This is a genomic window from Caulobacter sp. GW821-FHT10A10 (genome assembly GCF_059415745.1).
In genome coordinates this window covers 551,312-575,550 of the sequence record NZ_JBWKNV010000003.1, presented here as the reverse complement: position 1 = coordinate 575,550, position 24,239 = coordinate 551,312, and the positions used below count along the sequence as shown (strand labels likewise).

20 protein-coding genes and 1 pseudogene are annotated in these 24,239 nt (G+C 68.0%); 9 read left to right on the top strand and 12 right to left on the bottom strand.

Features of this window, described 5'->3' with window-relative positions:
- Positions 1 to 12 precede the first annotated feature (12 nt).
- A complete protein-coding gene (locus AC07NS_RS12065) occupies positions 13 to 1,557 on the top strand; it encodes a globin-coupled sensor protein (RefSeq protein ID WP_494603417.1) in 1,545 nt (514 codons plus the stop codon).
- A 166-nt stretch (positions 1,558 to 1,723) separates the two neighbouring features.
- On the opposite strand, the gene AC07NS_RS12060 is transcribed toward AC07NS_RS12065, so the two are convergent.
- The 4 genes from AC07NS_RS12060 to AC07NS_RS12045 form a co-directional block, all read right to left on the bottom strand.
- Entirely contained in the window at positions 1,724 to 3,115 is a 1,392-nt protein-coding gene (locus tag AC07NS_RS12060; RefSeq protein ID WP_494603415.1) for a restriction endonuclease, read from the bottom strand.
- The gene (locus tag AC07NS_RS12055; RefSeq protein ID WP_494603413.1) at positions 3,112 to 4,173 is read right to left on the bottom strand and encodes a DNA cytosine methyltransferase; all 1,062 of its coding nucleotides are present in this window, start codon (positions 4,171 to 4,173) and stop codon (positions 3,112 to 3,114) included. The genes AC07NS_RS12060 and AC07NS_RS12055 overlap by 4 nt, the downstream gene beginning before the upstream one ends.
- Entirely contained in the window at positions 4,173 to 5,339 is a 1,167-nt protein-coding gene (locus AC07NS_RS12050; RefSeq protein WP_494603491.1) for a DNA cytosine methyltransferase, read from the bottom strand. Before AC07NS_RS12050 ends, AC07NS_RS12055 begins: the two co-directional genes overlap by 1 nt.
- A gap of 344 nt (positions 5,340 to 5,683) precedes the next feature.
- Positions 5,684 to 6,748 carry a LacI family DNA-binding transcriptional regulator gene (locus tag AC07NS_RS12045; RefSeq protein WP_494603411.1) on the bottom strand — a complete coding sequence of 355 codons (1,065 nt, stop codon included), beginning with the start codon at positions 6,746 to 6,748 and terminating at the stop codon, positions 5,684 to 5,686.
- Positions 6,749 to 6,979: 231 nt separating this feature from the next.
- Here AC07NS_RS12045 and AC07NS_RS12040 point away from each other — a divergent pair, with 231 nt between their 5' ends.
- The gene (locus AC07NS_RS12040; RefSeq protein WP_494603409.1) at positions 6,980 to 8,236 is read left to right on the top strand and encodes an MFS transporter; all 1,257 of its coding nucleotides are present in this window, start codon (positions 6,980 to 6,982) and stop codon (positions 8,234 to 8,236) included.
- Between the two features lie 12 nt (positions 8,237 to 8,248).
- Here the strand turns inward: AC07NS_RS12040 and AC07NS_RS12035 are convergent.
- Positions 8,249 to 8,374, bottom strand: a pseudogene (locus tag AC07NS_RS12035) (hypothetical protein); the annotation flags it as partial.
- 67 nt (positions 8,375 to 8,441) lie between these two features.
- On the opposite strand from AC07NS_RS12035, the gene AC07NS_RS12030 reads away from it, so the two are divergent.
- Both AC07NS_RS12030 and AC07NS_RS12025 read left to right on the top strand, forming a co-directional pair.
- Positions 8,442 to 9,254, top strand: a complete 813-nt coding sequence (locus AC07NS_RS12030; RefSeq protein WP_494603407.1) for a TrmH family RNA methyltransferase — start codon at positions 8,442 to 8,444, stop codon at positions 9,252 to 9,254.
- 65 nt (positions 9,255 to 9,319) lie between these two features.
- Positions 9,320 to 10,297, top strand: coding sequence for an alpha/beta hydrolase (locus AC07NS_RS12025; protein WP_494603405.1), 978 nt, complete (start codon positions 9,320 to 9,322; stop codon positions 10,295 to 10,297).
- A gap of 243 nt (positions 10,298 to 10,540) precedes the next feature.
- Here the strand turns inward: AC07NS_RS12025 and AC07NS_RS12020 are convergent, their stop codons facing one another.
- Positions 10,541 to 12,661 carry a lytic transglycosylase domain-containing protein gene (locus AC07NS_RS12020; protein ID WP_494603403.1) on the bottom strand — a complete coding sequence of 707 codons (2,121 nt, stop codon included), beginning with the start codon at positions 12,659 to 12,661 and terminating at the stop codon, positions 10,541 to 10,543.
- Positions 12,662 to 12,915: 254 nt separating this feature from the next.
- On the opposite strand from AC07NS_RS12020, the gene dapA reads away from it, so the two are divergent.
- The 4 genes from dapA (at position 12,916) to AC07NS_RS12000 (ending at position 16,265) form a co-directional block, all read left to right on the top strand.
- Complete coding sequence (dapA, locus tag AC07NS_RS12015; RefSeq protein WP_110121218.1) at positions 12,916 to 13,800, top strand: 4-hydroxy-tetrahydrodipicolinate synthase; 885 nt, start codon at positions 12,916 to 12,918, stop codon at positions 13,798 to 13,800.
- A complete protein-coding gene (gene smpB / locus AC07NS_RS12010; protein WP_058349779.1) occupies positions 13,800 to 14,258 on the top strand; it encodes an SsrA-binding protein SmpB in 459 nt (152 codons plus the stop codon). Before dapA ends, smpB begins: the two co-directional genes overlap by 1 nt.
- 326 nt (positions 14,259 to 14,584) lie before the next feature.
- Positions 14,585 to 15,745 (top strand): acyltransferase family protein, encoded by a 1,161-nt coding sequence (locus AC07NS_RS12005; RefSeq protein WP_494603401.1) that lies wholly within the window; start codon positions 14,585 to 14,587, stop codon positions 15,743 to 15,745.
- Positions 15,746 to 15,845: 100 nt separating this feature from the next.
- Positions 15,846 to 16,265, top strand: coding sequence for a DUF2147 domain-containing protein (locus AC07NS_RS12000; RefSeq protein ID WP_494603399.1), 420 nt, complete (start codon positions 15,846 to 15,848; stop codon positions 16,263 to 16,265).
- Positions 16,266 to 16,435: 170 nt separating this feature from the next.
- Here the strand turns inward: AC07NS_RS12000 and AC07NS_RS11995 are convergent, their stop codons facing one another.
- The 5 genes from AC07NS_RS11995 to AC07NS_RS11975 all read right to left on the bottom strand — a co-directional run bounded on the left by AC07NS_RS11995 (position 16,436) and on the right by AC07NS_RS11975 (position 21,786).
- Entirely contained in the window at positions 16,436 to 18,238 is a 1,803-nt protein-coding gene (locus tag AC07NS_RS11995; protein WP_494603397.1) for an aminopeptidase P family protein, read from the bottom strand.
- A 42-nt stretch (positions 18,239 to 18,280) separates the two neighbouring features.
- Positions 18,281 to 18,721 (bottom strand): hypothetical protein, encoded by a 441-nt coding sequence (locus tag AC07NS_RS11990; RefSeq protein ID WP_494603395.1) that lies wholly within the window; start codon positions 18,719 to 18,721, stop codon positions 18,281 to 18,283.
- 79 nt (positions 18,722 to 18,800) lie between these two features.
- Positions 18,801 to 19,667, bottom strand: a complete 867-nt coding sequence (locus tag AC07NS_RS11985; RefSeq protein ID WP_494603393.1) for a 50S ribosomal protein L11 methyltransferase — start codon at positions 19,665 to 19,667, stop codon at positions 18,801 to 18,803.
- Positions 19,664 to 21,073, bottom strand: a complete 1,410-nt coding sequence (locus AC07NS_RS11980) for an O-antigen ligase family protein (RefSeq protein ID WP_494603391.1) — start codon at positions 21,071 to 21,073, stop codon at positions 19,664 to 19,666. The genes AC07NS_RS11985 and AC07NS_RS11980 overlap by 4 nt, the downstream gene beginning before the upstream one ends.
- 209 nt (positions 21,074 to 21,282) lie before the next feature.
- Positions 21,283 to 21,786 (bottom strand): hypothetical protein, encoded by a 504-nt coding sequence (locus AC07NS_RS11975; protein WP_494603389.1) that lies wholly within the window; start codon positions 21,784 to 21,786, stop codon positions 21,283 to 21,285.
- Between the two features lie 86 nt (positions 21,787 to 21,872).
- Between AC07NS_RS11975 and AC07NS_RS11970 the strand changes: the two genes are divergently transcribed.
- Positions 21,873 to 23,054, top strand: a complete 1,182-nt coding sequence (locus AC07NS_RS11970) for a low temperature requirement protein A (RefSeq protein WP_494603387.1) — start codon at positions 21,873 to 21,875, stop codon at positions 23,052 to 23,054.
- 168 nt (positions 23,055 to 23,222) lie between these two features.
- Here AC07NS_RS11970 and pip read toward each other — a convergent pair whose 3' ends face one another.
- Complete coding sequence (gene pip / locus AC07NS_RS11965; protein WP_494603385.1) at positions 23,223 to 24,212, bottom strand: prolyl aminopeptidase; 990 nt, start codon at positions 24,210 to 24,212, stop codon at positions 23,223 to 23,225.
- Positions 24,213 to 24,239: the final 27 nt, after the last annotated feature.

Genomic DNA, 24,239 nt, shown 5'->3' with positions numbered 1-24,239 from the left:
CGGGGTGACGGCATGAGCGCGCAGAACCAGCTCGACCAGCGCATGAGCTTCATGCGGTTCGACCACAAGGACCGCGCCGCCCTGCGCGCGGCCAAGCCGCTGATCGACGCCGAGATCAACGGGGCGCTCGACGCCTTCTACAGCCAGGTCCGGGCCTTCCCCGAGACCCGCAAGATGTTCTCCAACGAGGCCCATATCGGCAACGCCCAGACCCGCCAGTCCTCGCACTGGCGCCGCCTGGCGACCGCCGAATACGGCGCCGACTACCAGCAGGACGTCGCCCGCATCGGCAAGGCCCACGCCGTCATCGGCCTGGAGCCGCGCTGGTACATCGGCGGCTACGCCCTGGTGGCCGAGAAGCTGATCCGCGCCATGGTCGAAAAGCGCGCCAAGGGTCTGTTCGCCAGCGCCAAGAACGACGCCGAGCTGGCCGACGGCCTGGTGGCCCTCAACAAGGCCGTCATGCTCGACATGGACCTGGCCATCTCGACCTATCTGGAGCTGCTGCAGGACGAGCGCGACCAGCTGGAGGCCGAGCGCGCCAGCGCCGAGCAGCGCCAGGCCGACGCCGTGCGCGCCGTGGGCGACGCCCTCTCGCGCCTGGCGGCCGGCGACCTGTCGGCCCGCGTCGACGGCGCCCTGTCGCCCGAGTTTGTCAGCCTGAAGTCCGACTTCGACCAGGCCGCCGCCGCCCTCGCCGAAGCCATGGGCGCGGTCGACCGCGCCACCCGCGGCATCCGCTCGGGCGCCGACGAGATCGCCTCGGCCGCCGACGACCTGGCCCTGCGCAGCGAGCAGCAGGCCGCCACCCTGGAACAGACCGCCGCCGCGGTCGAACAGCTGACCTCGACCGTCGCCAAGACCGCCCAGAGCGCCCGCGAGGTCTCCAGCCGCGTCGGCGAGGCCGCCACCGAGGCCCAGCGCTCGGGCGCCGTGGTCACCCGCGCCGCCGAGGCCATGAGCCAGATCGAAAGCTCGTCCAACCAGGTCAATCACATCCTGGGCGTCATCGACGAGATCGCCTTCCAGACCAACCTGCTGGCCCTCAACGCCGGCGTCGAAGCCGCCCGGGCCGGCGACGCGGGCAAGGGCTTCGCGGTCGTCGCCCAGGAAGTCCGCGCGCTGGCCCAGCGCTCGGCCGACGCCGCCAAGGAGATCAAGAGCCTGATCTCCGACTCCAGCCGCCAGGTCGGCGAGGGCGTCGAGCTGGTCCGCCAGACGGGCGACGCCCTGCGCGGCATCGTCGACAAGGTCGGCGCCATCGACAGCCTGGTCAACGAGATCGCCGCCTCCGCCAACGAACAGGCCACGGCCCTGAACGAGGTCAACAGCGCCGTCGGCCAGCTCGACCAGGTCACCCAGCGCAACACCGCCATGGCCCAGCGCTCCACCGACGCCACCCGCGCCCTGCGCGCCGAAGCGGCGGACCTGGCCAACCACGTCGGCGGCTTCCGCATCGGGACGCACGCCGCGCCGACCCAGCGCTACGCCGAGCCGGAACACCCGGTGCATGCGGCGAGGGCCAAGGTCGCGGCGTTTGCGCGGCCGGGGCGGTGAGGGGGTCTTCTAGCTCTGGGGTTTTGAGAGGGGCGCGGCCGTGATGGCCGCGCCTTTCTTGTTTTGCTGGTCGCTAAATTGACGATGGCTTGCGATCCTGCTGTCTACTTTCGCCTCCGCGCGGACATTCCGGGTGGCCACTCCATGCGGGGGGCTCGATCGACCTCTAACGCTCTTCGTCGGGTGCGATTGGTTGCTTGCGCTTCTCGAGCATGACACGGGCTGCATTGGCGATCACGAAAGCATGGAGGGCGACCGGACCTTTTTCCAGATAATCTGTTACGGCTTTGCCGTTAATCAGCAGGAACTGAAGGTGTGTGTCTAGAGAGATTTCGCGCGCATAGTTGATAGCCTCACGTGAAAAATCTGATGTGGTTACGACTGCCACGACATGAGACTTAGAATAGATGGCTAGTCCGACCTCTTTGGCGACGTCTCCCAGGCCGACCTTGGTCTTCACGCATTTGCACTGGATATTCCAACGCGAGAACAAAAGTTGTTTACCCTCTGCAGTCAGATCGACCTCAGCATAAGCCGTGTCACGGCTTCGCTGCCGGAACGACCGGGGCTGCAAGCCCAAATCGATGAGCATGCGCAGAGAGAGAAGTTCAAGGCCAAGGCCCCGATCATATGGAGCTTCGCTTTGCAAAAGTTTTTGGATCTCGGCACGCGGCAAGTCGATCTTGTCGCGTAGGTCGGCCGGAACCACTTCATTGAAATCCGGTATGATTGCCGAGAAAGGAACTTGAAGAAGCTTTTTGCAGGCCGTGACGTTGCCGCTCTTGGCTCCACGACCTTCGGAACGCCCTCCAAGGCTGATCCAACCGGCTTCCTCAAGCGGTCTAAGAACCTTTTTACTGAGTTGGTCTTCATCGAACTGGTGCGGGTAATCACGTAGGCATTCGTTCGTGATTAGCTTGGAGGCCACTGTGCGATCGGGATTTGCCTCTGCGAGACGTCGCGTAATCTGTAGGAATATCTGCTGCTCGAGCGGTAGGGATGCTAGTTCCGCACGTTCCTCCGACGACAGTCCCAACACACGTTTGAGCGCTTGATCTTCCGGCGCGTAGTTCTCGACCTTATTCAACAGCCCTGCCGCCGCCATCCAGTTGGCTAAGGTTGTATGATCGGTGGTACCCGGCGACAGACCTTCAACACCGAGGAGTTGAAGTTCGCGCTTGAGGCTATCTTTCGTCACCTTCTCGGCGCGTCGGTTGAGGGCGCGTACCGCCTCGATCATCCTCATGCCATTGTGGTGTTCCACTATATGGGCCACCAGCCGCTCGCTGGCTTCGACCGATGACGCTGCTGCCAGGACATGCTCGCCAGCGTCGGTCAGACTAATCGCTTTGCGATCGAAAAGACCCAAATTGCCGAGAGTCGCGGAAACATTGGTGCGCGCGCGTTTATTGGTTAGGTCGCTCCGGAAAAAAGCATCCGCCCAAGCCAAGGCCACAGCATCAAAATCGCCGACGTTATCTTTGACGATCTGCAGCGGCGTTCGAATATCACGTATAATGCCGGGAGAAAAATCATTGAAGGATGGCAGTCGACTCACGCTGCGACCCCCAGGCGATTTTTCAGATGTTCCGCCAATTTTTGACCGACCGCCTGCGCCAGCATCGGCGGCACTGCATTGCCGATCTGACGCCATTGCTGTTCAACCGTGCCAGCAAGGCAAAACTTATCCGGGAAGGTTTGCAGCCGCTTGATCTCCTCGATGCGGAGGATGCGGTTTCGCCAATGAAAGGGACCCATGTTATTCGAGCGCCGAGCTTGGATCGTCCAAGACGGCATGTCGGGACTAAGCTTCAACAGAAACGACCAGTAGCGGCCGCGCCATTTGAACCGAGGTTCCGGATGTCCGCGTTTCTCCGTAAAAAATAGATAATTGTCGCCAGGGGGGACAAGCCTCAACAGATCATTATGCTGGCCGCCAGCGAAATGCCCTTTGTCGCAAGCGGCTGCCTCGGTATCGATGTCTGCAAGCACAGAGCCGGCCGTGGTCCATCGGGAAAGCCCGTTGGCGCCGTCCTTGTGATGTGTAGGGGGGGGCAGTTCTGGTGTGCCCTCAAGCGAGCCGAGTACAAAGCACCGCTCGCGGATTTGAGGGACGCCGAAGTCGGCGGCGTTCAGTACCCCCCACGTCACCTTGTAGCCGAGCTTTTCGGCTCGGCGGACAATCGTTTCCAGCGCGTCGCGATGAACTGTATAGGCGAGGCCCTTGACGTTCTCCATTAGGAAGGCTCGAGGACGAAACCAGTCGAGGACGTTCAGATACCCATCGACGGTCTCCCAACCATTGGGATCGTCCAGCGCCCGAGGCATGTCTTGGCGGTAGAAGCGGCTCTTGGAAAAGGGGGGGCAGGGGGGGCCGCCAGCCAGCAGGTCCAGATCGCGGACTGACGAGCCTAGGGCCTCAGCGAGGTCCTTACGCTCCAAGGCACCGATGCGTCCGGTTAAAAACGGCACGTTCGGGAAGTTTTCTTTGAAGGTGTCGCAACATAGGCGCTCAGCGTCAGTCGCCAGCGCCGTATCGAAACCGGCCGCATGCAAGCCCAGATCAAGGCCGCCGCAACCGCTGAAGAGGCTAAGACTACGCAGTCGTTCAGACATCACGCCACCGCTTCCAGAACAGCTTTGGCCATAACCTGCGCCAAAGGCGGAGGTACGGCATTACCGATTTGACGTACACGGTCGCGCCTCGATCCCGACCACTCATAGCCGCGGGGAAAGCCTTGGAGGGCAGCCATCTCAACAGTGCGTAACCTACGCGAATCCCAGTGAAACGGCCCCGTCCAGGGGCCGGGAGAAGCTGCGATTGTCCATGACGGACGTTCTGGCGCAAGCTTCAACAGGAAATTCCAGAACCGCGTTTCTGTAACGAACGTTGGCTCAGGGTGACCGGCCCAAGAGGTATGAGCTTTATAGTTCCAGCCCGGGGGAACGGTACGTAGGTGCTCGGCCCAGCGGCCGCTGACGACCTCCTCCGGTTCAAAGAACTCCTCCCCCTCGAAACCTTCGAGCGCTTCAGCCGCAGTCACGGCGCGTTTCAATGGCGACGGGCCGTCGCCGATGGCGTGGGTTGAGGCAGGCGCGACAGGCTTGGACTTACGCGATCCTAGCAGAAACACCCGTTCGCGCGTCTGGGCGACGCCAAATGTGGCCGCGTTGGCAGTAGTCTCGGTCACTTCGTACCCCGCCTTGATCGCTGCAGTTCTAAACCCCTCGAGAACAGGGCGATTCCGCGGATGTTTGATGGAGGGAACGTTTTCGAATACGAAACCGTCGGCGTTGGACTCGAAGATCAGACGCCAGAATTCCTCGACTAACGTGCGGCGCTCATCGGGCCGGGCCTCAGTTGGCGCTGCGGGCCTAGACACAAGTTCACCGGACGCTCTTGCGCGCCGGTAGCGCGACTCTTCGCCTTCTTCGACCCAATAGGCCGCCTTCGAAAAAGGCTGACATGGTGCACCACCGACAACAATCAAAGGATCTCGTGGTTCCAGCTTTGCCACACGTCGCAGATCCTCGCCGCTTAGACTCGAGACATCCGCTGTCACCGACTCGCCATGATAGCGAACGTTGCGCTTGAGCGTCTGACAGGCGACGGCGTCCAATTCGAACGCGGCGCGAACGTCACAGCCAGCGTTAGACGCCCCCACGCTGAGGCCGCCTGCACCAGCAAAGAGATCAATCGTGGGAATACCGGTGCGCGGCATCATTTCGACCCTGGCTGCCTTCTGGAACAAAACAAGAACCACAAATTTATCACGATTCACAGCCTTCAATCACGACTCATGAAGCCGCAGGAAACTCGCACGACCGTCAGTCGCTCGCGGCCAACGCGTCTTCAAGCTCGGATAGATAGGATCGGATTGAGCAAAGTCAGCCTGCCCAAAGCGTTCGCACGAATGTGGCGATCCAAAAGTAGAGTGTTAGCTTAACAAGCGCTTATCATCAGTTGATGGCGACTAGCCGCTACCTTAGCCGCTTCGATCTCTGATCTGCGCCAAGGCGAACACCTAGCGATTATGGGCAGCGGCATTTAGCAGAGCGACCGGATAACTAATTTCTAAGGGTAAGATTTATAACGCCGGCCACGGGTGCGTTCCGTCTGGCCCCCTCACCCCACCGGCGGCGGGGCCGTGGATGCCCTGTGGATCAGTTCGAACGGCAGCAGTTCGTCGATCGGCGCCGCCATCGCCCCCGCCGCGCCGCCTTTCACCTGGCCCTTGATCAGCAGGCGCGTGGCCAGTTCGGCCATTTCGGCGACGGGTTGGCGGACGGTGGTCAGCTGGGGGCGGGAGAAGCGGGCGCTGGGGCTGTCGTCGAAGCCGGCGACGGAGACTTCGCCGGGGACGAGGACGCCGGCCTCGGCGGCGGCGGCCAGGACGCCCAGGGCCATGTCGTCGTTGGAGGCGAAGATGGCGGTCGGGCGGTCGGGCAGGGCCAGCAGGGCCTTGGCGGCGTCGTGGCCCGACTGGAAGGTGAAGTCGCCCTGTTTGACCCAGCCCGCGTCGACGGAGAGGCCGCGGGCCTCCATGGCGGCCATGTAGCCGGCCCGGCGGGCCTGGCTGGCGCCGTGGCGCGGCTCGCCGACCACGAATCCGATGCGCTTGTGGCCAAGGCCGGCCAGGTGCTCGGTGACGTCGCGGGCGGCGGCGAAGTTGTCCATGTGCACGCGCGGGCCGGGGCCGTCGGTCTCCTCCGGGCCGAGGCGGACATAGGGGGTGCCGGACTTGTTGAGCAGCTCCAGCACGATCTCGTTGTCGGAGCTGGGCGGGGTGAGGATCACGCCGTCGGGCTTGAGGGCGGCCAGCAGGGCGCCGACCTCCTGGCGGATCTGCGGGGCCTCGTGGTCGATCAGCTCGACCAGCAGGTGGTAGCCGGCGTCGCGGCACTGGAGCGTGGCGCCCAGCTGGATGCGCGAGAGATAGTCGGCGCCGCGCTCGCTGCGCCAGTGGTCGATGGTCAGGGCCGCGTCGACGAAGACGGCGATGACGAAGCTTTTGGAGCCGGCCAGGCTGCGGGCCGAGAGGTTGGGGCTGTAGCCCAGGGCCTGGGCGGCCTCGAGCACCTTTTCGCGCATCACCGGCCGCACGTTGGGCTCGTTGTTCATGACCCGCGAGACGGTCTTGATCGAAACCTCGGCGCGCGCCGCCACGTCGTAGATGGTCACCGACGCCATCGGTTTGCCGCTTCCCCCCGCTAAGCACGACTGAACTGTCGTTTGGTCGGGCCGCTTGGACTCAACCGTTCTGACCAGCCTAGAACATTTGGCGTACCGAACGCGACCCCGGAGCGTGCGAAAAAACTGAGGCAGGGGCGCCGGCGCCTCTTGCCGGGCCGCAACGGCGCGGCGAAGGTCGCCGGGCAGGCGAACGCGGCGGCAAGACCGCGTCGGTCACAGGGAGCAGTCATGTCGCATCGCGGCGCAAGCCGGCCGGTCGAACCGGTCCGGCCGAGTTTCATCGCCGCCTTCACCTTCGCCCAGATGGGCGCCTTCGTCAGCTTCATGCCGCTGATCCAGGTGCTGCTGCCGCTGAAGGCGGCCGCGCTGGATCCGGCCCAGAAGGCGCTGGTTCTGAGCCAGACGGCGTTCTGGGGCGCACTGATCGCCAGCGTCGCCAACTTGCTGGCCGGCGCGATCAGCGACCGCACGACCTCGCGCTTCGGCCGGCGGCGGCCGTGGCTGCTGATCGGACTGGTGGGCACCCTGGCCTCGTACGTGGCGATCATGCTGGCCGACAGCCGGCTGGAGCTGATCGCCGGCGTCATCGGCTTCCAGCTGGCCTTCAACATGATGTTCGCAGCCCTGCTGGCGCTGCTGCCCGACCGGGTGCCCGACGCCCAGAAGGGCAGGGTGGCGGCGTTCCTGAGCCTGGGGCACCCGATCGGGGCGGTGGCGGGCGCGGTGCTGGTCGGCGGCCTCTTGACCTCGGAAGGCTCGCGCTACCTGGCGATCGGGGTGGTGCTGGCCGTGGCCATCGCACCCTTTGCATTGCGCCTGAAGGACACGCCGATCACGGCCGACGACGCCGAGCGCTTCAGCCTGGTCGGCTTCCTCAAGGGGCTGTGGGTCGATCCGCGCAAGCATCCCGACTTCGCCCTGGCCTGGGTGAGCCGGTTCATGGTGCTGGTCGCGATCACCCTGACCCAGTGCTACATGCTCTATTACCTGCAGGACGCGCTGCGGTATCCGACCCTGTTTCCGGGCCAGCGGGCCGAGCAGGGGCTGGCCCTGCTGACCACGGTGGCGACCGTGGCCAATGTCTGCTGCGCGATGATCTTCGGCATGCTGAGCGACCGGCTGGGACGGCGGAAGCTGTTCGCGGCCGGGGCGGCGATGATCCTGGCCACCGCGATGCTGACCTTCTCGTTGGTGCCGGGCTGGCCGGTGGTGCTGGTGGGGTTCGTGGTCTTCGGCTGCGGGGCGGGCTGCTACTACGCCGTCGACATCGCCCTGGTCAGCCAGGTGCTGCCCTCGCAGGCCGACGCCGGCAAGGACCTGGGGGTGATCAACCTGGCCAACACCCTGCCGCAAGCCCTGGCCCCGGTGCTGGCGGTGTGGTTCCTGGGGCCCAGCCGCACGGACTACCACTCGCTGTTTGTCGTGGCCGCGTGCCTGGCGGCGGCTGGCGGTCTGGCGATCCTTCCGATACGGGGCGTGCGGTAGGTTTGGACTCGATCAAGATCGTTCTCTTCGATCGTCATCCCGGGCGAAGGCGCAAAGCGCCGTAGACCCGGGACCCAGGGGCGACAGCACTGCGCCGGCCCCTGGGTCCCGGCTCTCCGCTGCGCTGCGGCCGGGATGACGACGGAGGGGGCGGTGAGATTGCAGGCCATCACCCCTCGAACTCAACAGACCCGCCAGAGCCACCGTGCCGCAGTTCGTCACCATCACCGACCCCGCCGACCCGCGTCTTGCGGCCTATCGCGACATCCGCGAGCGCGACCTGGTGGGGCGGGAAGGGCGGTTCATCGCCGAGGGCGAGACGGTGCTGCGGGCCTTCGTGCGCGATGCGCCCGAGCGGGTGGAGTCGCTGCTGATCGATCCCAAGCGCCGCGACAAGCTCTCCGACGTGTTCGACGGCCTGGAGGCGGAGACGCCCGTCTATCTGGTCGAGCAGGCGGTGCTGGACGCGGTGGCCGGCTTCCACCTGCATCGCGGCGTGCTGGCGGTGGGGCGCAAGCCGCGGGCGACGCCGGCGGCCGACCTGCTGGTGGGGCTGCCAGAGCGGGCGGTGGTGGTGGCGCTGTTCGGCATCGCCAACCACGACAATCTGGGCGGCATCTTCCGCAACGCCGCCGCCTTCGGGGCCGACGCGGTGCTGCTGGACGCCGATTGCTGCGATCCCTTCTACCGCAAGGCCATCCGCGTCTCGGTGGGCGCGACGCTGAGCGTGCCGACGGGCTACATCGGCAAGGGCGAGGACGCCGTGGACCTGCTGGCCGGCGCCGGCTTCACGCCGCTGGCCCTGACGCCGTCGGCGGGGCGGACGCTGGCGGAACTTGACCCGCCGGCCCGGGCGGCCGTGCTGCTGGGCACGGAAGGGCCGGGCCTGTCGGCGAGCGTCATCGCCCGGGCCGAGGGGATCGGCATCCCCATGGCCAATGGCTTCGACTCGCTGAACGTGGCGACGACCAGCGGGATCGTGCTGCATCACCTAAGGTTTGGCGGGGCTCGCCGCTGATCTTGTCCACCGGTTACCGAGGGCCTTAAGGTCCGGACCAACTTGTAAAGCTTGGAGGGAACGTCATGCCGCAACTGAACCGCCGGGGCGCCTTCGCCCTGCTGGCCGGGATCACCGCCCTGTCGACCGCGAGCATGGCCAGCGCGGCCCGTAAGCCGGCCGTGCCGGAGCCGAGCGAGGTGCGGCCGCTGTGGCCGACCGATCCGCCGGGCTCGCAGGGCGTGACCGCCCAGGAGACGGTGACCGAGCGCAGCGATGGCAAGGGTCCGCGCGACCGCGCCGTGACCCACACCCGCAAGCCCACGCTCAGCCTGTTCCGGCCGCGCAAGCCCAACGGCGCGGCGGTGATCCTGATCCCCGGCGGCGGCTACGAGCGCGTCGTCATGGACAAGGAGGGCTTCGAGACCGCCCAGTGGCTGGCCGATCGCGGCTACACCTGCTTCGTGCTGCTCTATCGCCTGCCGGGCGACGGCTGGGGCGCGGGGCCGGACGCGCCGCTGCAGGACGCCCAGCGGGCCTTGCGCCTCGTGCGCTCGTGGGCGCTGGGCATGAAGTTCGCGCAGAACCGCATCGCCATCATGGGCTTCTCGGCCGGCGGCCACGTGGCCGCCAGCCTGACGACCCGCTTCGAGGCCGAGGTCTATGACCGCGTCGACGCCGCCGACGACCTGTCGGCGCGTCCGGACCTGTCGGCCCTGATCTATCCGGTGATCACCATGACCGCCGGCCTGACCCACGCCGGTTCGCGCAAGCAGCTCCTGGGCGCGGCGCCGTCGTTCGAGACGGTGCAGGCCTATTCGCCCGAGGCCGGGGTGGGCGGGCGCACGCCGCCGGTGTTCCTGGTCCACGCCGCCGACGACAAGGCCGTGCCGGTCGAGAACAGCCTGATGATGTTCGCCGCCTTGAAGGCCAAGGCGATCCCGGCCGAACTGCACGTCTTCGAGGAAGGCGGTCACGGCTTCGGCCTGCGCTCGATCGCCGGCAAGCCGGTGGCGGCTTGGCCGGGGCTGTTCGAGACCTACGCGAAGAAGAAGGGGATTTAGATCCCTCTCTCTTTGAGAGAGGGAGGGGCCCACGCCGCAGGCGTGGGAGGGTGAGAGGTAACAAACTCTCAGGATGAGACGCGGGCATTCGATCGCCGACGTATCCGGATAACGGGCTCGCTTCTTCACTTGGAAGCGTGGTGAGGGTGTAGGGGTTTCCCGGCTAACGGTGAAACCTCTCACCCTCCCACCGCTTCGCGGCGGGCCCCTCCCTCTCTCTCAGAGAGAGGGTTTGGGGAGCCCCTACCTTCCCCCGATCGGGTCCATCGTCGCCGCGCCCGGGACGTAGCTGTAGCCGCCGCGCTTGAGGTCGGTCGACAGGGTCAGGGGGGCGACGCCGCCGCCCAGGCGGGCGCGGTAGACCATGGTGGTCTCCAGGGTGCGCATCACGTAGTTGCGGGTCTCGCTGAACGGGATGCACTCGATGAAGTCGAGCGGGTCGGTGCTGGCGCCGCGCGGGTCGCCGCACAGGGCCACCCATTGCGGCGGACGGCCGGGGCCGGCGTTGTAGGCGGCGGCGGCCATGATGTAGGAGCCGCTGAAGCGGTTGATCATGTCGCCCAGATATACCGAGCCCAGGCGCATGTTGTAGTCGGGCTCGAACAGGCGATCGACGCTGTGGCTTTCGCCCAGCTTGCGGGCGACGCCGGCGGCGGTGGGCGGCATCAGCTGCATCATGCCGCGCGCGCCGACGCCCGAACGGGCGCGGGGGTCGAAATTGCTTTCCTGGCGCGAGATCGAATAGACGAACGCCGTCTCGGCCGCGCCCGGAATGGGCGTGAAGTGGTGGTCGAGCAGGGGATAGCCGCGTTCGGGCAGGATGAAGCCGCGCTGGGCGGCGGTGCGGACCGCGCGCATGGCCAGGTCCTGGTCGCCCGTGTTGCGGGCGAAGTCGACCAGCAGGGCCTCCTCGGCCGCGGTCGGCAGCTGGTCGTCGATATAGAGCACCAGGGCGCGGAAGGCGTCGTTGGCCCCGACATCGCGCAGCAGCTTGGCGGCGCGCACCAGTTCGCGGCTTTCGAAGCGGGCGCGGTCGGCCTCGGTGATCACCGGGTCCTTGTCGAGCCGGATCTCCTTGATGCCGGCCTTCTCGGCGGCCAGCTGGCCGTAGAAGGTGGTGATGTACTTGGCGCCGTCGCCGTAGAAGGCCTGGGCGGCGATGACGTCGCCCTGCGCTTCGGCCGCGCGGCCCTGCCAGTAGAGGGCGCGGCCGCGGGTGATCGGCGAGGCGCCGATCTCGGCGATGCGGCCGAAGTGGTCGGCGGCGGCGTCGGCGTCCTTGAGGCGCGAGAGGGCGATCCAGCCGGCGAAGAACTCGGCCTCGGCCGCGTCGGCGCCGCCGGGCAGGCCGGCGTTGGCGGCGGCGTAGGCCCCGCGGCTGTCGCCGTTCTTGATCGCCGACATCACGAGCTGCTTGCGCTCGCGCCAGATGGCGCCGGCGACGTCGTCGGACGGCGGCGGGGCGGGGAAGTAGCGCACCAGTTCCAGCGCCGTCACGTCCATGCCCTTGCGGCGCAGGGCCGAGGCGCGCTCGAAGGCGACGCCGGGCGACAGCTGCTGGGCCGGGGGAAGGGCGGCCACCAGGTCGTTGGCGTTGCTCGCGCCCGAGCGCAGGGCGATGCGGGCCAGGGCGGCGGCCTGCTGATCGGCGGGCAGCAGGGCGATCATGTCGCGCGCGGCCGGGCCCTGCTGGCCGTAGAGCAGGACGTCGGCGCGGCGGGCGTGGTCGTCGGCGGTCAGCACCGCGCCGAACCGCGCCAGCATCGCTCGCTGGGCGTCGACCTCGAAGCTCTTGCCGCGCCAGAACCGGCGGATGAGGTTGGTCGCGTCCTGGGCCCGGCCGCTGGCCTGGTAGGCCGAGGCCAGCGCCATGGCCCCTTCGGCGGTCTGAGGCTCGGAACCACCGAACCAGGCGATGGTCTGGGCCGGCGTCAGGCCCGAGGTGGACAGAGCCTTCTCCGCCGGCAGATCGCGGCGCGAGGCGCGGGGCCAGCCCACGAGGTCGCGACGGGCCTGGTCGAGCTCGAAGAAGCTCATGCTCTCGGCGCCGACGTCGGCCAGGGCCCAGAGGGCGATCTTGCGGGCCAGCGGATCGGAGATGCCGGTCATGGCCGCGCGCACCGTGGCGGCCGAGCGCTGACCCATGACGGCGGCGCGCAGATTGGCCGCGTCGCTGTCGGACAGGCTGGAATTGTTGGCGGTGTAGGGCGTGCTGATCAGGCCGGGACGGGCCGAGCCAGTATAGGGCTGGGGCGCGGTCGGCAGGCCCTCTTCGTCGGTCTGGCCAGTCTGGGCGTCGGCGACGCCCGAGATCAGGACCAGGCTGGCGCAACCGAGGAGAAGCCGACGAATCCCAAAAGCCAAAACGCGGTCTCCTTCACGAGCGGGGCCGGAGCCCCTATCTTGTCTACGACGGCTTCGAGGGCCGATTTGGGGCCGGAACCGAGACGATGCACGCTCTATAGCCCGGTTCGCCGCCGGATCGACCCGTCCAGGCGGGCGTAACCCTCGAAAAGGTCAGCTCGGCCAGTTGCGGTCGGGCGGCGCCCGGACATATTGTCCGCCCCCACGTTTCAGCCGCAACTCTCGCGGCGTCTGCTCACGGCAAATTGCAAGTCATGGTCCATTCCCCGTTCAAGGGCGTCATCCCGGCCCTGGTCACCCCGTTCCAGAACGGCGAGGTCGACGAGAAAGGCTTCGTCGCGCTGGTCGAGCGCCAGATCGCCGGCGGCGTGCACGGCTTGGTGCCGGTCGGCACCACGGGCGAGACCTCGACCCTGTCGCACGACGAGCACAAGCGCGTCGTCGAACTGTGCGTGAAGACCGCCCGCGGCCGCGTGCCGGTGATGGCCGGCGCCGGTTCCAACTCGACCGACGAGGCGATCGACCTGGTGCGTCACGCCAAGACGGTCGGCGCCGACGCCGCCCTGGTGGTGACGCCGTACTACAACCGCCCGAGCCAAGAGGGCATGTACCAGCACTACAAGGCGATCAACGACGCCGTGGAGCTGCCGGTGTTCGTCTACAACGTGCCGGGCCGCACGGGCGTCGACATCTCCAATGACACCCTGGTGCGCCTGTCGAAGCTGCCCAACATCGTCGGCATCAAGGACGCCACCGGCGACCTGACCCGCATCAGCCTGCAGCGCATCACCTGCGGCGAGGACTGGGTGCTGCTGACGGGCGATGATCCGACGGCGCTGGGCTACATGGCCCACGGCGGCCACGGCGTGATCTCGGTGACCTCGAACGTCGCCCCGGACGCCTGCGCCACCTTCATGAACGCCTGCTTCAACGACGACTGGGAGACGGCCCGCTACTGGCAGGACCGCCTGATCAAGCTGCACAAGGCGCTGTTCCTCGACTCATCGCCCGGCCCGACCAAGTTCGCCCTGGCGCAGCTGGGCCTGTCCACGGAAGACGTGCGCCTGCCGATCACGCCGTGCAGCGAAGCCGTGCGTCCCGCGATCCTGGAAGCGATGCGCGAGGCGGGTCTGGTCTGATGACCAAGCCGATCGCCGAGAACCGGCGCGCCCGGTACGACTACTTCATCGAGGAGACCTTCGAGGCCGGCATCATGCTGACCGGCACCGAGGTCAAGTCGCTGCGCGTCGGCCGGGCCAACATCGCCGAGTCCTATGCGTCGGTCGAAGGGCGCGAGATCAAGCTGATCAACGCCGACATTCCCCCTTACGGCCACGCCAACCGCTTCAACCACGAGCCGCGCCGGCACCGGAAGCTGCTGCTGCACCGCAAGCAGATCGAAAAGCTGATCGGCGCGGTGCAGCGCGACGGCCGCACGCTGATTCCGCTCAAGCTCTATTGGAACGAGAAGGGCCTGGCCAAGCTCGAGATCGGCCTGGCCAAGGGCAAGAAGAACCACGACAAGCGCGAGACGGAAGCGGCTCGTGACTGGGCGCGCGACAAGGCGCGGCTGATGAAGGGCGACCGGGGGGATTGAGAACCTCCCCCTGTGGGGGAGGTGATCGCGAAGCGATCGGTGGGGGGAGTGGTTGCTGGCCCCGCCGATGCCTCGAAAGCTGAAAACGTCCCCCCACCGGCCTTCGGCCGCCTCCCCCAGAGGGGGAGGGTCCTTCGTTCAAGATGCTCCCCCTGAAGGGGGAGCTGTCGCGGAGCGACTGAGGGGGGGAAGTGGCTGCAGTGTCGGCGATTTCGTTGAAATCAGCAGGAACTTCCCCCTCCGGCCCTTCGGGCCACCTCCCCCTTCAGGGGGAGGATCTGGATACTGGCCCCAACCTTGCTCCTCCTTCCGCGAAGGAGTCCGCCATGTCCGATACTGGTACGAAACCGGCCAAGGCCGCGCGCCCGCTGTCCCGTGGCGGGCCGCTGGATGCGCTGCGGTTCTTCGCGGCCTTCTTCATCGTGGTCTATCACTACGCCGAGCAGGCGCCGGTCTCGCTGTTCTCGATCCATCCGGCGTTCGGGCGCGGCTATCTGGCCACCGACTTCTTCCTGATGCTGTCGGGCTATGTGCTGGGCCGGGCCTATGGGCCGCGGTTCACCGCCGGCCAGGTCGACGACCGGGCCTTCCTGCTCAAGCGCGTGGCCCGGGTGTGGCCGGCGCACCTGGTGATGATCGCCGCCTTCGTGGCCCTGGTGCTGGCCACCTCGTTCCTCGGCCTGCCGGCCCGCAATCCGCAATGGTACCAGTGGGACCAGCTGCCCCAGCAGATCTTCCTCATCCAGACCTGGGGCTTCCAGGGACCGTCGGGCTGGAACATGCCGACCTGGACGCTGTCGGCCCTGCTGGTCTGCTACGCCCTGTTCCCGACCATCTGGCGGGTGTTCGGCAAGGTCCGTTCGCCGTGGCTGGCCCTGGCGATCGGCCTGGCGATCTTCGTGGCCGTCGACGCCTTCGCCCGCGCCGCCTTCGGCCTGCCGTCGTTCCACCTGCATCTGCGCAACGGCCTCTACCGCGCCATTCCGCTGTTCCTGATGGGCGTGCTGATCGCCCGCCTGGCCCGCGAGGTGGTGATCGGCCCGAAGCTGGCCGACGCCCTGGCGGCCTTCGCCATCGTCGGCTTCGTGGCCCTGAACGTGGTCGGCGAATACGCCTATCCGAGCCTGGCCCTGCTGGGCCTGCTGATCTTCGCCGCCAGCGGCTCGGCCCAGAACGGTTGGACCTGGGCCAAGACCGGCGGCCGCCTGTCGTTCTCGCTGTACCTGACCAACCAGTTCGTGGGCGTGGTGTGGTTCGCCATGCAACGCCTGCTCGATCAGAAGGTCGAGCTGCACCAAGCCGCGCACTGGGTGATCTGGGCCATGGCCTTCCCGGCAGCGATCGCCTTCGCCTGGGTGTTCGAGCGCCTGGTCGACGCCCCGCTGCAGGACTGGCTGAAGCCGCGCCTGGAGCGCCTCACCGCCGGCTGGAGCAAGAAGGGTGCACGGAACTCCGGCAGCCAAACGATGGTTACGACCCTGCCGTGAAAAGCACGGCCCTGAAATCGCCTTGCCGTTCGCGGCGAGATAGGCGACGAGGGATAAAACGCGCGTTCCAAACACTACGCGCATAGGGAGTCGTAACTGTATGCTCAGGACCGCCATTCTCGCCGCCGTCGCCAGCGCCGCCTTCGTCGCGCCGGCCATGGCCGCGGACATCACCGGCCTCTGGCTGACCGAGACCAACGGCGGCCAGGTCGAGATCAGCCGCTGCGGCAACAGCCTGTGCGGCAAGCTGGTGACCTCGGACCACATCAAGACCGACCCGTCCAAGAAGGACGCCAAGAACAAGGACGCCTCGCTGCGCACGCGCCCGCTGAAGGGCATGCAGATGCTGTGGGGCTTCAGCGGCGGTCCCGAGAAGTGGACCGGCGGCAAGGTCTACAACGCCGACGACGGCGGCACCTATTCGGGCACCATCACCATGACCTCGCCCGACAAGCTCAAACTGAAGGGCTGCATCGTCGCGCCGCTGTGCAAGACGCAGACCTGGACGCGGTTGAAGTAGAACTCTCCTTCTCCCCTTGCGGGAGAAGGTGTCAGCGAAGCTGACGGATGAGGGGTCTCTCGGGCGCAAAACGCCGCGACAGCTGACCAGCCGTCGCGGCGTTTCTGTATGTGCGACCCCTCACCCGACCCCACTTCGTGGGGCCACCCTCTCCCGCAAGGGGAGAGGGATCAGAGGGGCTTACACACCTCTTCCAGCCAAGCCCGAACCTCCGGCTCGAGCCGCGGGCCGATCTCGCGCAGCACCCGGGCGTGGTAGGCGTCGAACTGGGCGACCTCCTCGGCCGTCAGCAGGGCCTTGTCGACCAGGCGGCGGTCGATGGGGGCGAGGGTCAGGGCCTCGAAGCGGTGCATCGGGCGGTCGCCGCCGCCGACGGCTTCGGCCGGCATGACCACTTCCAGGTTCTCGATGCGGATGCCGTATTCGCCGTCCTTGTAGTAGCCGGGCTCGTTGGAGACGATCATGCCGGCTTGCAGGGCGATGGTGTTGGGCGCCTTGCTGATCCGCTGCGGGCCTTCGTGCACGCCCAGATAGACGCCGACGCCGTGGCCGGTGCCGTGGTCGTAGTCGAGGCCGTGAGCCCAAAGCGCCATGCGCGCGAGGGCGTCGATGGCCGAGCCGGTGGTGCCTGCTGGGAAGCGCAGGCGGGCGATGGCCAGGTGGCCCTTCAGGACGAGCGTGTTGCGCTGGACCATCTCGGCCGTGGGCTCGCCGATCGCCACGGTGCGGGTGACGTCGGTGGTGCCGTCCAGGTACTGGCCGCCGCTGTCGACCAGCAGCAGCGAGCCGAGGGCGGCGCGTTCGTTGCTGCGCTCGGTCGGGCGGTAGTGGGGCAGGGCGCCGTGGCCGTTGGCCGCGCCGATGGTGTCGAAGCTGAGGTCCTTCAGCACGCCGGTGGCTTCGCGGAAGCTTTCCAGCTTGGCGACGGCCTCCTTCTCGTCCGGCGGGCTGACCTGGCCCTCGGTGGCCAGCCAGTGCAGGAACCGGGTGAGGGCGGCGCCGTCGCGGCGGTGGGCTTCGCGCGTGCCGTCCAGCTCGACGCCGTTCTTGCAGGCGCGGGGCAGGGTGCAGGGGTCCATGCCGCGCACGACCTTGGCGCCGGCGGCGACCAGGGTGTCGAAATACCAGGCCGAGGACTGGGCCGGATCGACCAGCACCGACTTGCCCGACAGCTCGGCCAGGGCGCCTTCCAGGGCTTCCGGCGCTTCCAGCGAGACCTCGTTGCCGAGCCAGGCGGGCAGTTCCTCGGTGACCTTGGCCGGATCGAGGAACAGGCGGGCGCTGCCGTCGGCGCGCAGCACGGCCTGGGCCAGGGGCAGGGGCGTGCGGATGACGTCGCCGCCGCGGATGTTGAACAGCCAGGCGATCGAGGCCGGGGCGGTGATGACCGCGGCGTCGGCCCCGAGGCCCGCGCCGACGCGGGCGCGCTTTGCGGAGGACTCTTCGCCGGCGTATTGCGTCGGATGCGGCACGACCGGCGCCTGCGGCTGGGCCGGGCGCTGCTGGCCCCAGGCCTCGTCCAGCGGGTTGGCGGCGACGGGCTTCAGCGTGGCGCCGGCGCGGGCGGCGGCGGCCTTCAGGGCGTCCAGCGCCGCGGGGCTGTGCAGGCGGGCGTCGTAGCCGATGACGGCGCCGGTCTTGGCGGTTTCGAGATAGGCGGGGACGCCGCCCTCGACGAGGTCGCGGATCTCGAACACCCCCTGGTCGACCTGCTCGCGGACCTGGAGGGTGTAGCGGCCGTCGACGAACACGGCGGCGCGGTCGCTCATGATGACGCCGGCGCCGGCCGAGCCGGTGAAGCCGCTGGCCCAGGCCAGGCGGTCGTTGGCGGCCGGCAGGTATTCGTTCTGGTGCTCGTCCTCGTGGGGCACAAGGAAGCCGTCCAGACCCTGGCGGGCCATGGCCTCGCGGATCAGCGGAACGTGGCGCGGGCCAAAGCCCGGATCGGTGGATTCATCGAAGGTCTGGCGCATGGAGACCGATTTAGGCCTCCAGCGCGGGACTTGGAAGGGGACTTATTGCGGGCGGTCGGGGTCGGGCGACGGCGCCTTGCCGTCGGTGGTCGCCGGGGCGTTGGCGGCGGCATCGTGGGCGGCGTCGGCGGCGGCTTGGGCCTGGGCCTCGGTCTGGCGGCGGACGGCGTCGGCGGCCGCGGCGGCGTCACGGGCCGAGCTTTCGGCGGCCGCCTGGGCCTGCTGGGCGCCGGTCTGCAGACCGACCTGCGCGCCTTCGAGCAGGCCGGCGGTGCGGCCCTGTTCCTGGGCCTGGGCGATCTGGTCGGAACTGGCGTCCATCGGCCGCGAGGTGAGCATGAAGGCCACGGCGATCACCGCCACGATGGCCACCACGCCGGCGACCAGCCAGCCCAGCGGGCTCGACTCGCGGCGGACTTCCACGACGCGCTCGGGCGCGGGCTGTCGCTGGGCCGGGGGGAGGGAAGGATCGGTATAGGTCATGGCTAAGTTTCCTCGAACGTCGTTGTTCGAGGAAACGTGGAGCCAAGCGGAGGTGTTCCGCCTTGTGCGTCGAGCGACCTTACGGCCGCTCGAGCACCAGCGTCGCCCAGGCGTCGCGATGGATGCGGGTCTTCACGCGGAAGCCGCGCGACAGGTAGGCGGCCTTGACCATCCGTTCCTGGGTGCGCAGCAGGCCCGACAGGATGACCGTGCCGCCGGGAACCAGCGCGCGCTTGATGTCCTGCACCAGGCTGATCAGCGGTCGGGCCAGGATGTTGGCGAAGACGAGGTCGTAGGGGGCGTTGTCGGCGACCAGGCGGTGGCCCAGCCCCGAGGCGTGGACGAACTTGGCGTTGGCCTTGTTCACCACGGCGTTCTCGCGGGCGATGCGCACCGACGGCTTGTCGATGTCGGTGCCGACGGCCAGCTTCGAACCCGTGCGGGCGGCGGCGATGGCCAGCAGGCCCGTGCCGGCGCCGACGTCGAGCACCTTGTTGAACTTCTTGGCCTTGATCAGGCGGTCATAGGCCTGGAGGCAGCCGACGGTGGTGCCGTGGTGGCCGGTGCCGAAGGCCGCGCCGGCTTCGATGCGCAGGTTGACGGTGCTGGCCGGCAGGCGGCCGCGGTCGTGCATGCCGTAGACGAAGAAGCGGCCGGCGCGCACCGGCGGCAGGCCCGACAGCGCCATGGCCAGCCAGTCGGCGTCGGCCAGGGTCTCGCGCACGACCTTCAGGTCGTAGCCGCCCAGCAGCTCCAGCAGGCCGGCGTCTTCCTCGTCGGTGGTCGGGAAGGCGTCGATGCGCCAGATGTTCTTGTCCTCGTCCTCTTCCAGGATCGAGTAGGTCGCGCCTTCGAGGCCGGGCATGTTGTCGATGGCGTCGGCGGCGGCTTCGGCGTCGGCGCGGGCGCCGCGGGCGACGATCTGCTGGGGCGTGTAGTCGGTCATGCCGCTCCAATAGTCGTACGCGCCGCCAAAGGCGAGACCGTGCGTCGTCCGAAGACGGGGGCGGGGCTCCAAATTTCCGGGATCGGCTCGGGCGGAGCCAGGCGCCAGCTCAGCGGCGCCTCTTCGCGCGGGGCTCGCGCGGCCTTGGGGTCGACGCCGCGGGCGAAGCCGAGGGCGGGACCGAGCAGGCGCGTGGCGGCCGCGCAGGCCAGGGCCCAGGCGATGCCGTTGCGCTCCAGGATGAAGCTTTCCGAGAAGGTGGTGATCAGGAAAATGACCAGGAACAGCGTCGCCCAATAGCCGTCGCGCACCTTGTCGAACCGGAACAGGGCGACCAGCAGCGGCAAGCCCAGCACCAGGGCCGACAGCCCCACGCCCACCCAGCCCAACTGGGCCAGCACGTCGAGCCAGCCGTTGTGGGCGGTCGGCACGTTCCAGCCGGTCTCCTTGCGGATAAACATGGCCGGCACCGACTCGTCGCGCCAGAACACGGCGTAGCCGTAGCCGGTGATCGGGGCCTTGGCCGACTGGCGCAGCAGGGCGTCCCAGATCTCGGTGCGGCCGGTCAGGGTGGGGTCCTTGCCCAGGGCCTTGAACAGCAGCTCGGGGGCCAGCCACATGACGATGGCCGCGCCGCCGATCACGGTGACGCCCAGCCAGACCATGGTGATCGCCGTGGCCGGACCGCGCCGCATCATGCCCAGCAGGCCCGATCCGGCGAGGCCGATCATCAGCACCATCAGCGAGGTCTTGGACTTGCTCATCACGATCATGAAGGCGCAGAGCACGATGGCGGTGATGAAGAGCTTGCGGTGCTTGGTGCCGGCCAGGATGGCGGCCATCGAGGCCAGGGCGCCGTAGACCATCATCGCGCCCATCTGGTTCTTCTCGAACCACAGGCCGCGCCAGTCGCCGGCGTTGATGTCGTGCTGCACGCCCATCTTGGGATAGGCGATCGCCGCCAGCAGACCGCCGGCGCCGAGGATCAGGAAGGTGGTCGCCAGGATCTCGGCCATGCGGCGGCCGTCGAAGCTGGCGGCGAAATAGAAGCCGAACAGGGTGGTGAAGGCCGCGGCCAGGGCCCGGCGGTTGGTGGTGCCCGGGTCGAACGACCAGGACGACGAGGCGAACACCCAGAAGACCAGCAGGCTGAGCACGCTGGCCGGCAGCCAGAACTTCATCAGCCGCGGCGCGCGCCACATCACTAGGCCCAGGATCAGGGCGTAGACCGGCAGCCACATCAGGCGAAGAAGCGGCATGTCCTCGCCGCCGGCCTGTTCCGGGTCGAGCAGCGGGCCGATCAGGGCGTTGGACAGCATGAACAGCACGAAGCCGCAGGCCCAGGCCTCCAGCGTGCGCAGGATCCCTTGCTCGTGCTCGTCCCGTTCCGGCGCGGAGGCGTCCATACGCGTTCCCGTGTGGCGCGAAACGGCACAGTGTCGCTTCGCTTGGCGGGATGGGTGCAAGGCGGGGGCCGAAATGAGAGGACCTCCCCTCGTGGGGGAGGCGGCCGAAGGCCGGTGGGGGGACGTTTTCAGCTTTCGAGGTGTTGGCGGATTTCGCAGTCACGCCCCCCACCGATCGCTGCGCGATCGCCTCCCCCAGAGGGGGAGGTTCAGTAGCTCGACGCCGCCATTTCCGTCGGCGGGCCGGCGACCACCTCTTCCGGCAGGCGCGTGTTCAGAATGTCACCGCTGGTCGAGGCGTAGCTGGCGCGGGGGGCGTCGGCGGGTTCGGTGGGGGTCGCCGGCTGGTCCATAGCGGCTGTGGCGCCGGAGGCCGAGACGATGTCCTGGTCGGCGGGCTCGTAGCTGGCCGGTTCGATCAGGCTCATCTCGGGACCCATGCCGACGAGATCGGCCGAGGTCAGCACCACCGGCGTCTGGTCCTGCGGCGGGCGCAGGAAGTCCTGGCCGATGACGTAGTCGGGGACCTTGCCGGCCGGCCAGACCATGGGCGCGGCTTCGGCGTACTGACTGCCGTGGACCTCGGCGAAGGCGCCGGGTTCGGCCTCCTGCGGACCGATCTGCATGACGACGCCGGCCACCGCGCCCAGGGTCAGGGCGAGGGGGAGGCCGACGATGGCGGCGCGGGTTTTCAGGAGATCGAACGGCGTCATGCGAGGATAGCGCTTCAGCCGCCAATTCGTTCTGGCTAGCTTCCGATTCCAGGCGAAAGCCTGGGCGAAAGAACGAAGGAGCGGAGATGACGAGCAAGAAGGGCGGCGGCCTGCTGCGGGCGCGCGAGGGCGGCCATGCGCGGGTGACCTATGTCGAGCTGTTCTTCGATCTGGTGTTCGTCTTCGCCATCACCCAGCTGTCGCACGGCCTGATCGGCCATCCGAGCCTGCTGGGCCTGCTGGAGACGGGCCTGCTGCTGATGGCCGTCTGGTGGGCCTGGGTCTACACCGCCTGGGTCACCAACTGGCTGGACCCCGAGCGGCCGCCGGTGCGGATCATGCTGTTCGTGGTGATGGCCGCGGGCATGGTGCTGGCGATGTCGATCCCGCAGGCCTTCGAGGGGCGGGGGCTGCTGTTCGCCCTGGCCTATGTCGGCATCCAGGTGGGGCGAAGCGTCTTCACCGTGTGGTGCGTGCGGCGCGACCAGGGCCTGAAGCTGAACTTCCTGCGGATCAGCGCCTGGCTGAGCGTTTCGGGCGTGCTGTGGATCGCCGGCGGCCTGCTGCATGACGAGCTGCGTCTGGCCTGTTGGGCCGCCGCCATCGCCATCGAATACGCCTCGCCGGCGGCCGGTTTCTGGACCCCGGGCCTGGGCCGGTCGAAAACCGCCGACTGGACGGTGGAAGGCGCGCACCTGGCCGAGCGCTGCGCCCTGTTCACGATCATCGCCCTGGGCGAGTCGATCCTGGTGATGGGCGCGACCGCCGCTGGCCTGGAATGGACGCCGGCCGTGACGGCGGCCTTCGCCTCGTCGTTCGTGGCCAGCCTGGCCATGTGGTGGATCTACTTCTCGTTCACCGCCGAGGCCGCCAGCGAGGCGATCAGCCATTCCGACGATCCGGGCCGGGTGGCGCGGGTGGCCTACACCTACAGCCACCTGCTGCCGGTGGCGGGGATCATCGTGGCGGCGGTCGGCGACGAGTGGGTGATCCACCATCCGGTCGGCCATGCCGACCTCAAGACCGCCGCCGCCCTGATCGGCGGGCCGCTCCTGTTCCTGCTGGGCGGGGTTCTGTTCAAGAAGGCGGTGTTCCGCATCTGGTCGCCGTCGCGGATCGCGGGGATGGCGGCCTTGGCGCTGCTGGCCCTGGCGGCAATGAGCGTGTCGCCGCTGGTGCTGTCGCTGCTGACGACACTGGTGCTGCTGGCGGTGGCGAGCTGGGAGAGCCTGGCGATCAAGCGGCGGGGGAAGCACCTGGGGGCTTGAGGGGGGTACCCCCTTCTTCCCGTCATTCCCGCCCTTGTGGCGGGAACCCCTCTGTCAGCCGCAAGGGCGAGTGGGGCGGATCGCAGGCCATCCGCTGGCGCTTCCCGTGCGAGCGGAACCAGGGTTTCCCGCCACAAGGGCGGGAATGACGGGAGTCTAGGGGGAGGGCTACCGCCCGAACGCCGCGTCGGTGGCCCGCACCAGGCCGTCGATGACGCCGGGCTCGGTCGAGGCGTGGCCGGCGTCCCAGACGATCTCGAAATGGGCAGAGGGCCAGGCGCGGTGCAGGGCCCAGGCGCTGGCCAGGGGCGTGACGACGTCGAAGCGGCCCTGGACGATCCAGGCCGGGATGTGCCGGATCGTGTCGATGTTCTTCAGGATCCAGCCGTCTTCGGGGAAGAAGCCGCGATTGACGAAGAAGTGGCTCTCGATCCGTGCGAAGGCGATGGCGAAGTCTTCTTCGTTGAACTTGGGGGGGCGGGCCTCGGGGCCGCGCAGCGAGATGGTGTCGCCCTCCCACTGGCTCCAGGCGTTGGCGGCCTCGGCCTGGACGCGGCGGTCGGGATGGACGAGGCGCTTGTGATAGGCGGCCATCAGGTCGCCGCGCTCTTCCACCGGGATCGGCGCCAGGAAACGCTCCCAGGCGTCGGGGAACAGCATCGAGGCGCCGTCCTGGTAGAACCAGGCCAGTTCCTTCTCGGTCAGCAGGAAGACGCCGCGCAGCACCAGGCCCTCGACCCGGTCGGGATGCTTGATGGCGTAGGCCAGGGCGAGGGTGGAGCCCCAGGAACCGCCGAACACGGTCCATTTCTCGACGCCCAGGTGCTCGCGCAGCCTCTCGATATCGGCGATCAGGCTCCAGGTGGTGTTGTCGTCGAGGCTGGCGTTGGGGCGCGAGCGGCCGCAGCCGCGCTGGTCGAACAGGGCCATGCGCCAGCGGCCGGGATCGAAGAACCGCCGCATGGTCGGGTTGATCGCCCCGCCGGGGCCGCCGTGGAGGATCACCGCCGGCTTGCCACGCGGCGCGCCGCATTCCTCGTAATAGATCTCGTGCGGCCCGCCGACCGACAACCAGCCGAAGGAGAACGGTTCGACCTCGCGGAACAGGCCGCGACGGCCGATGGCGGACATGGCTGCGAGGGAAGCATGACGGTCCATGGACAGAACCTAGGCGGTTTGCTTGCC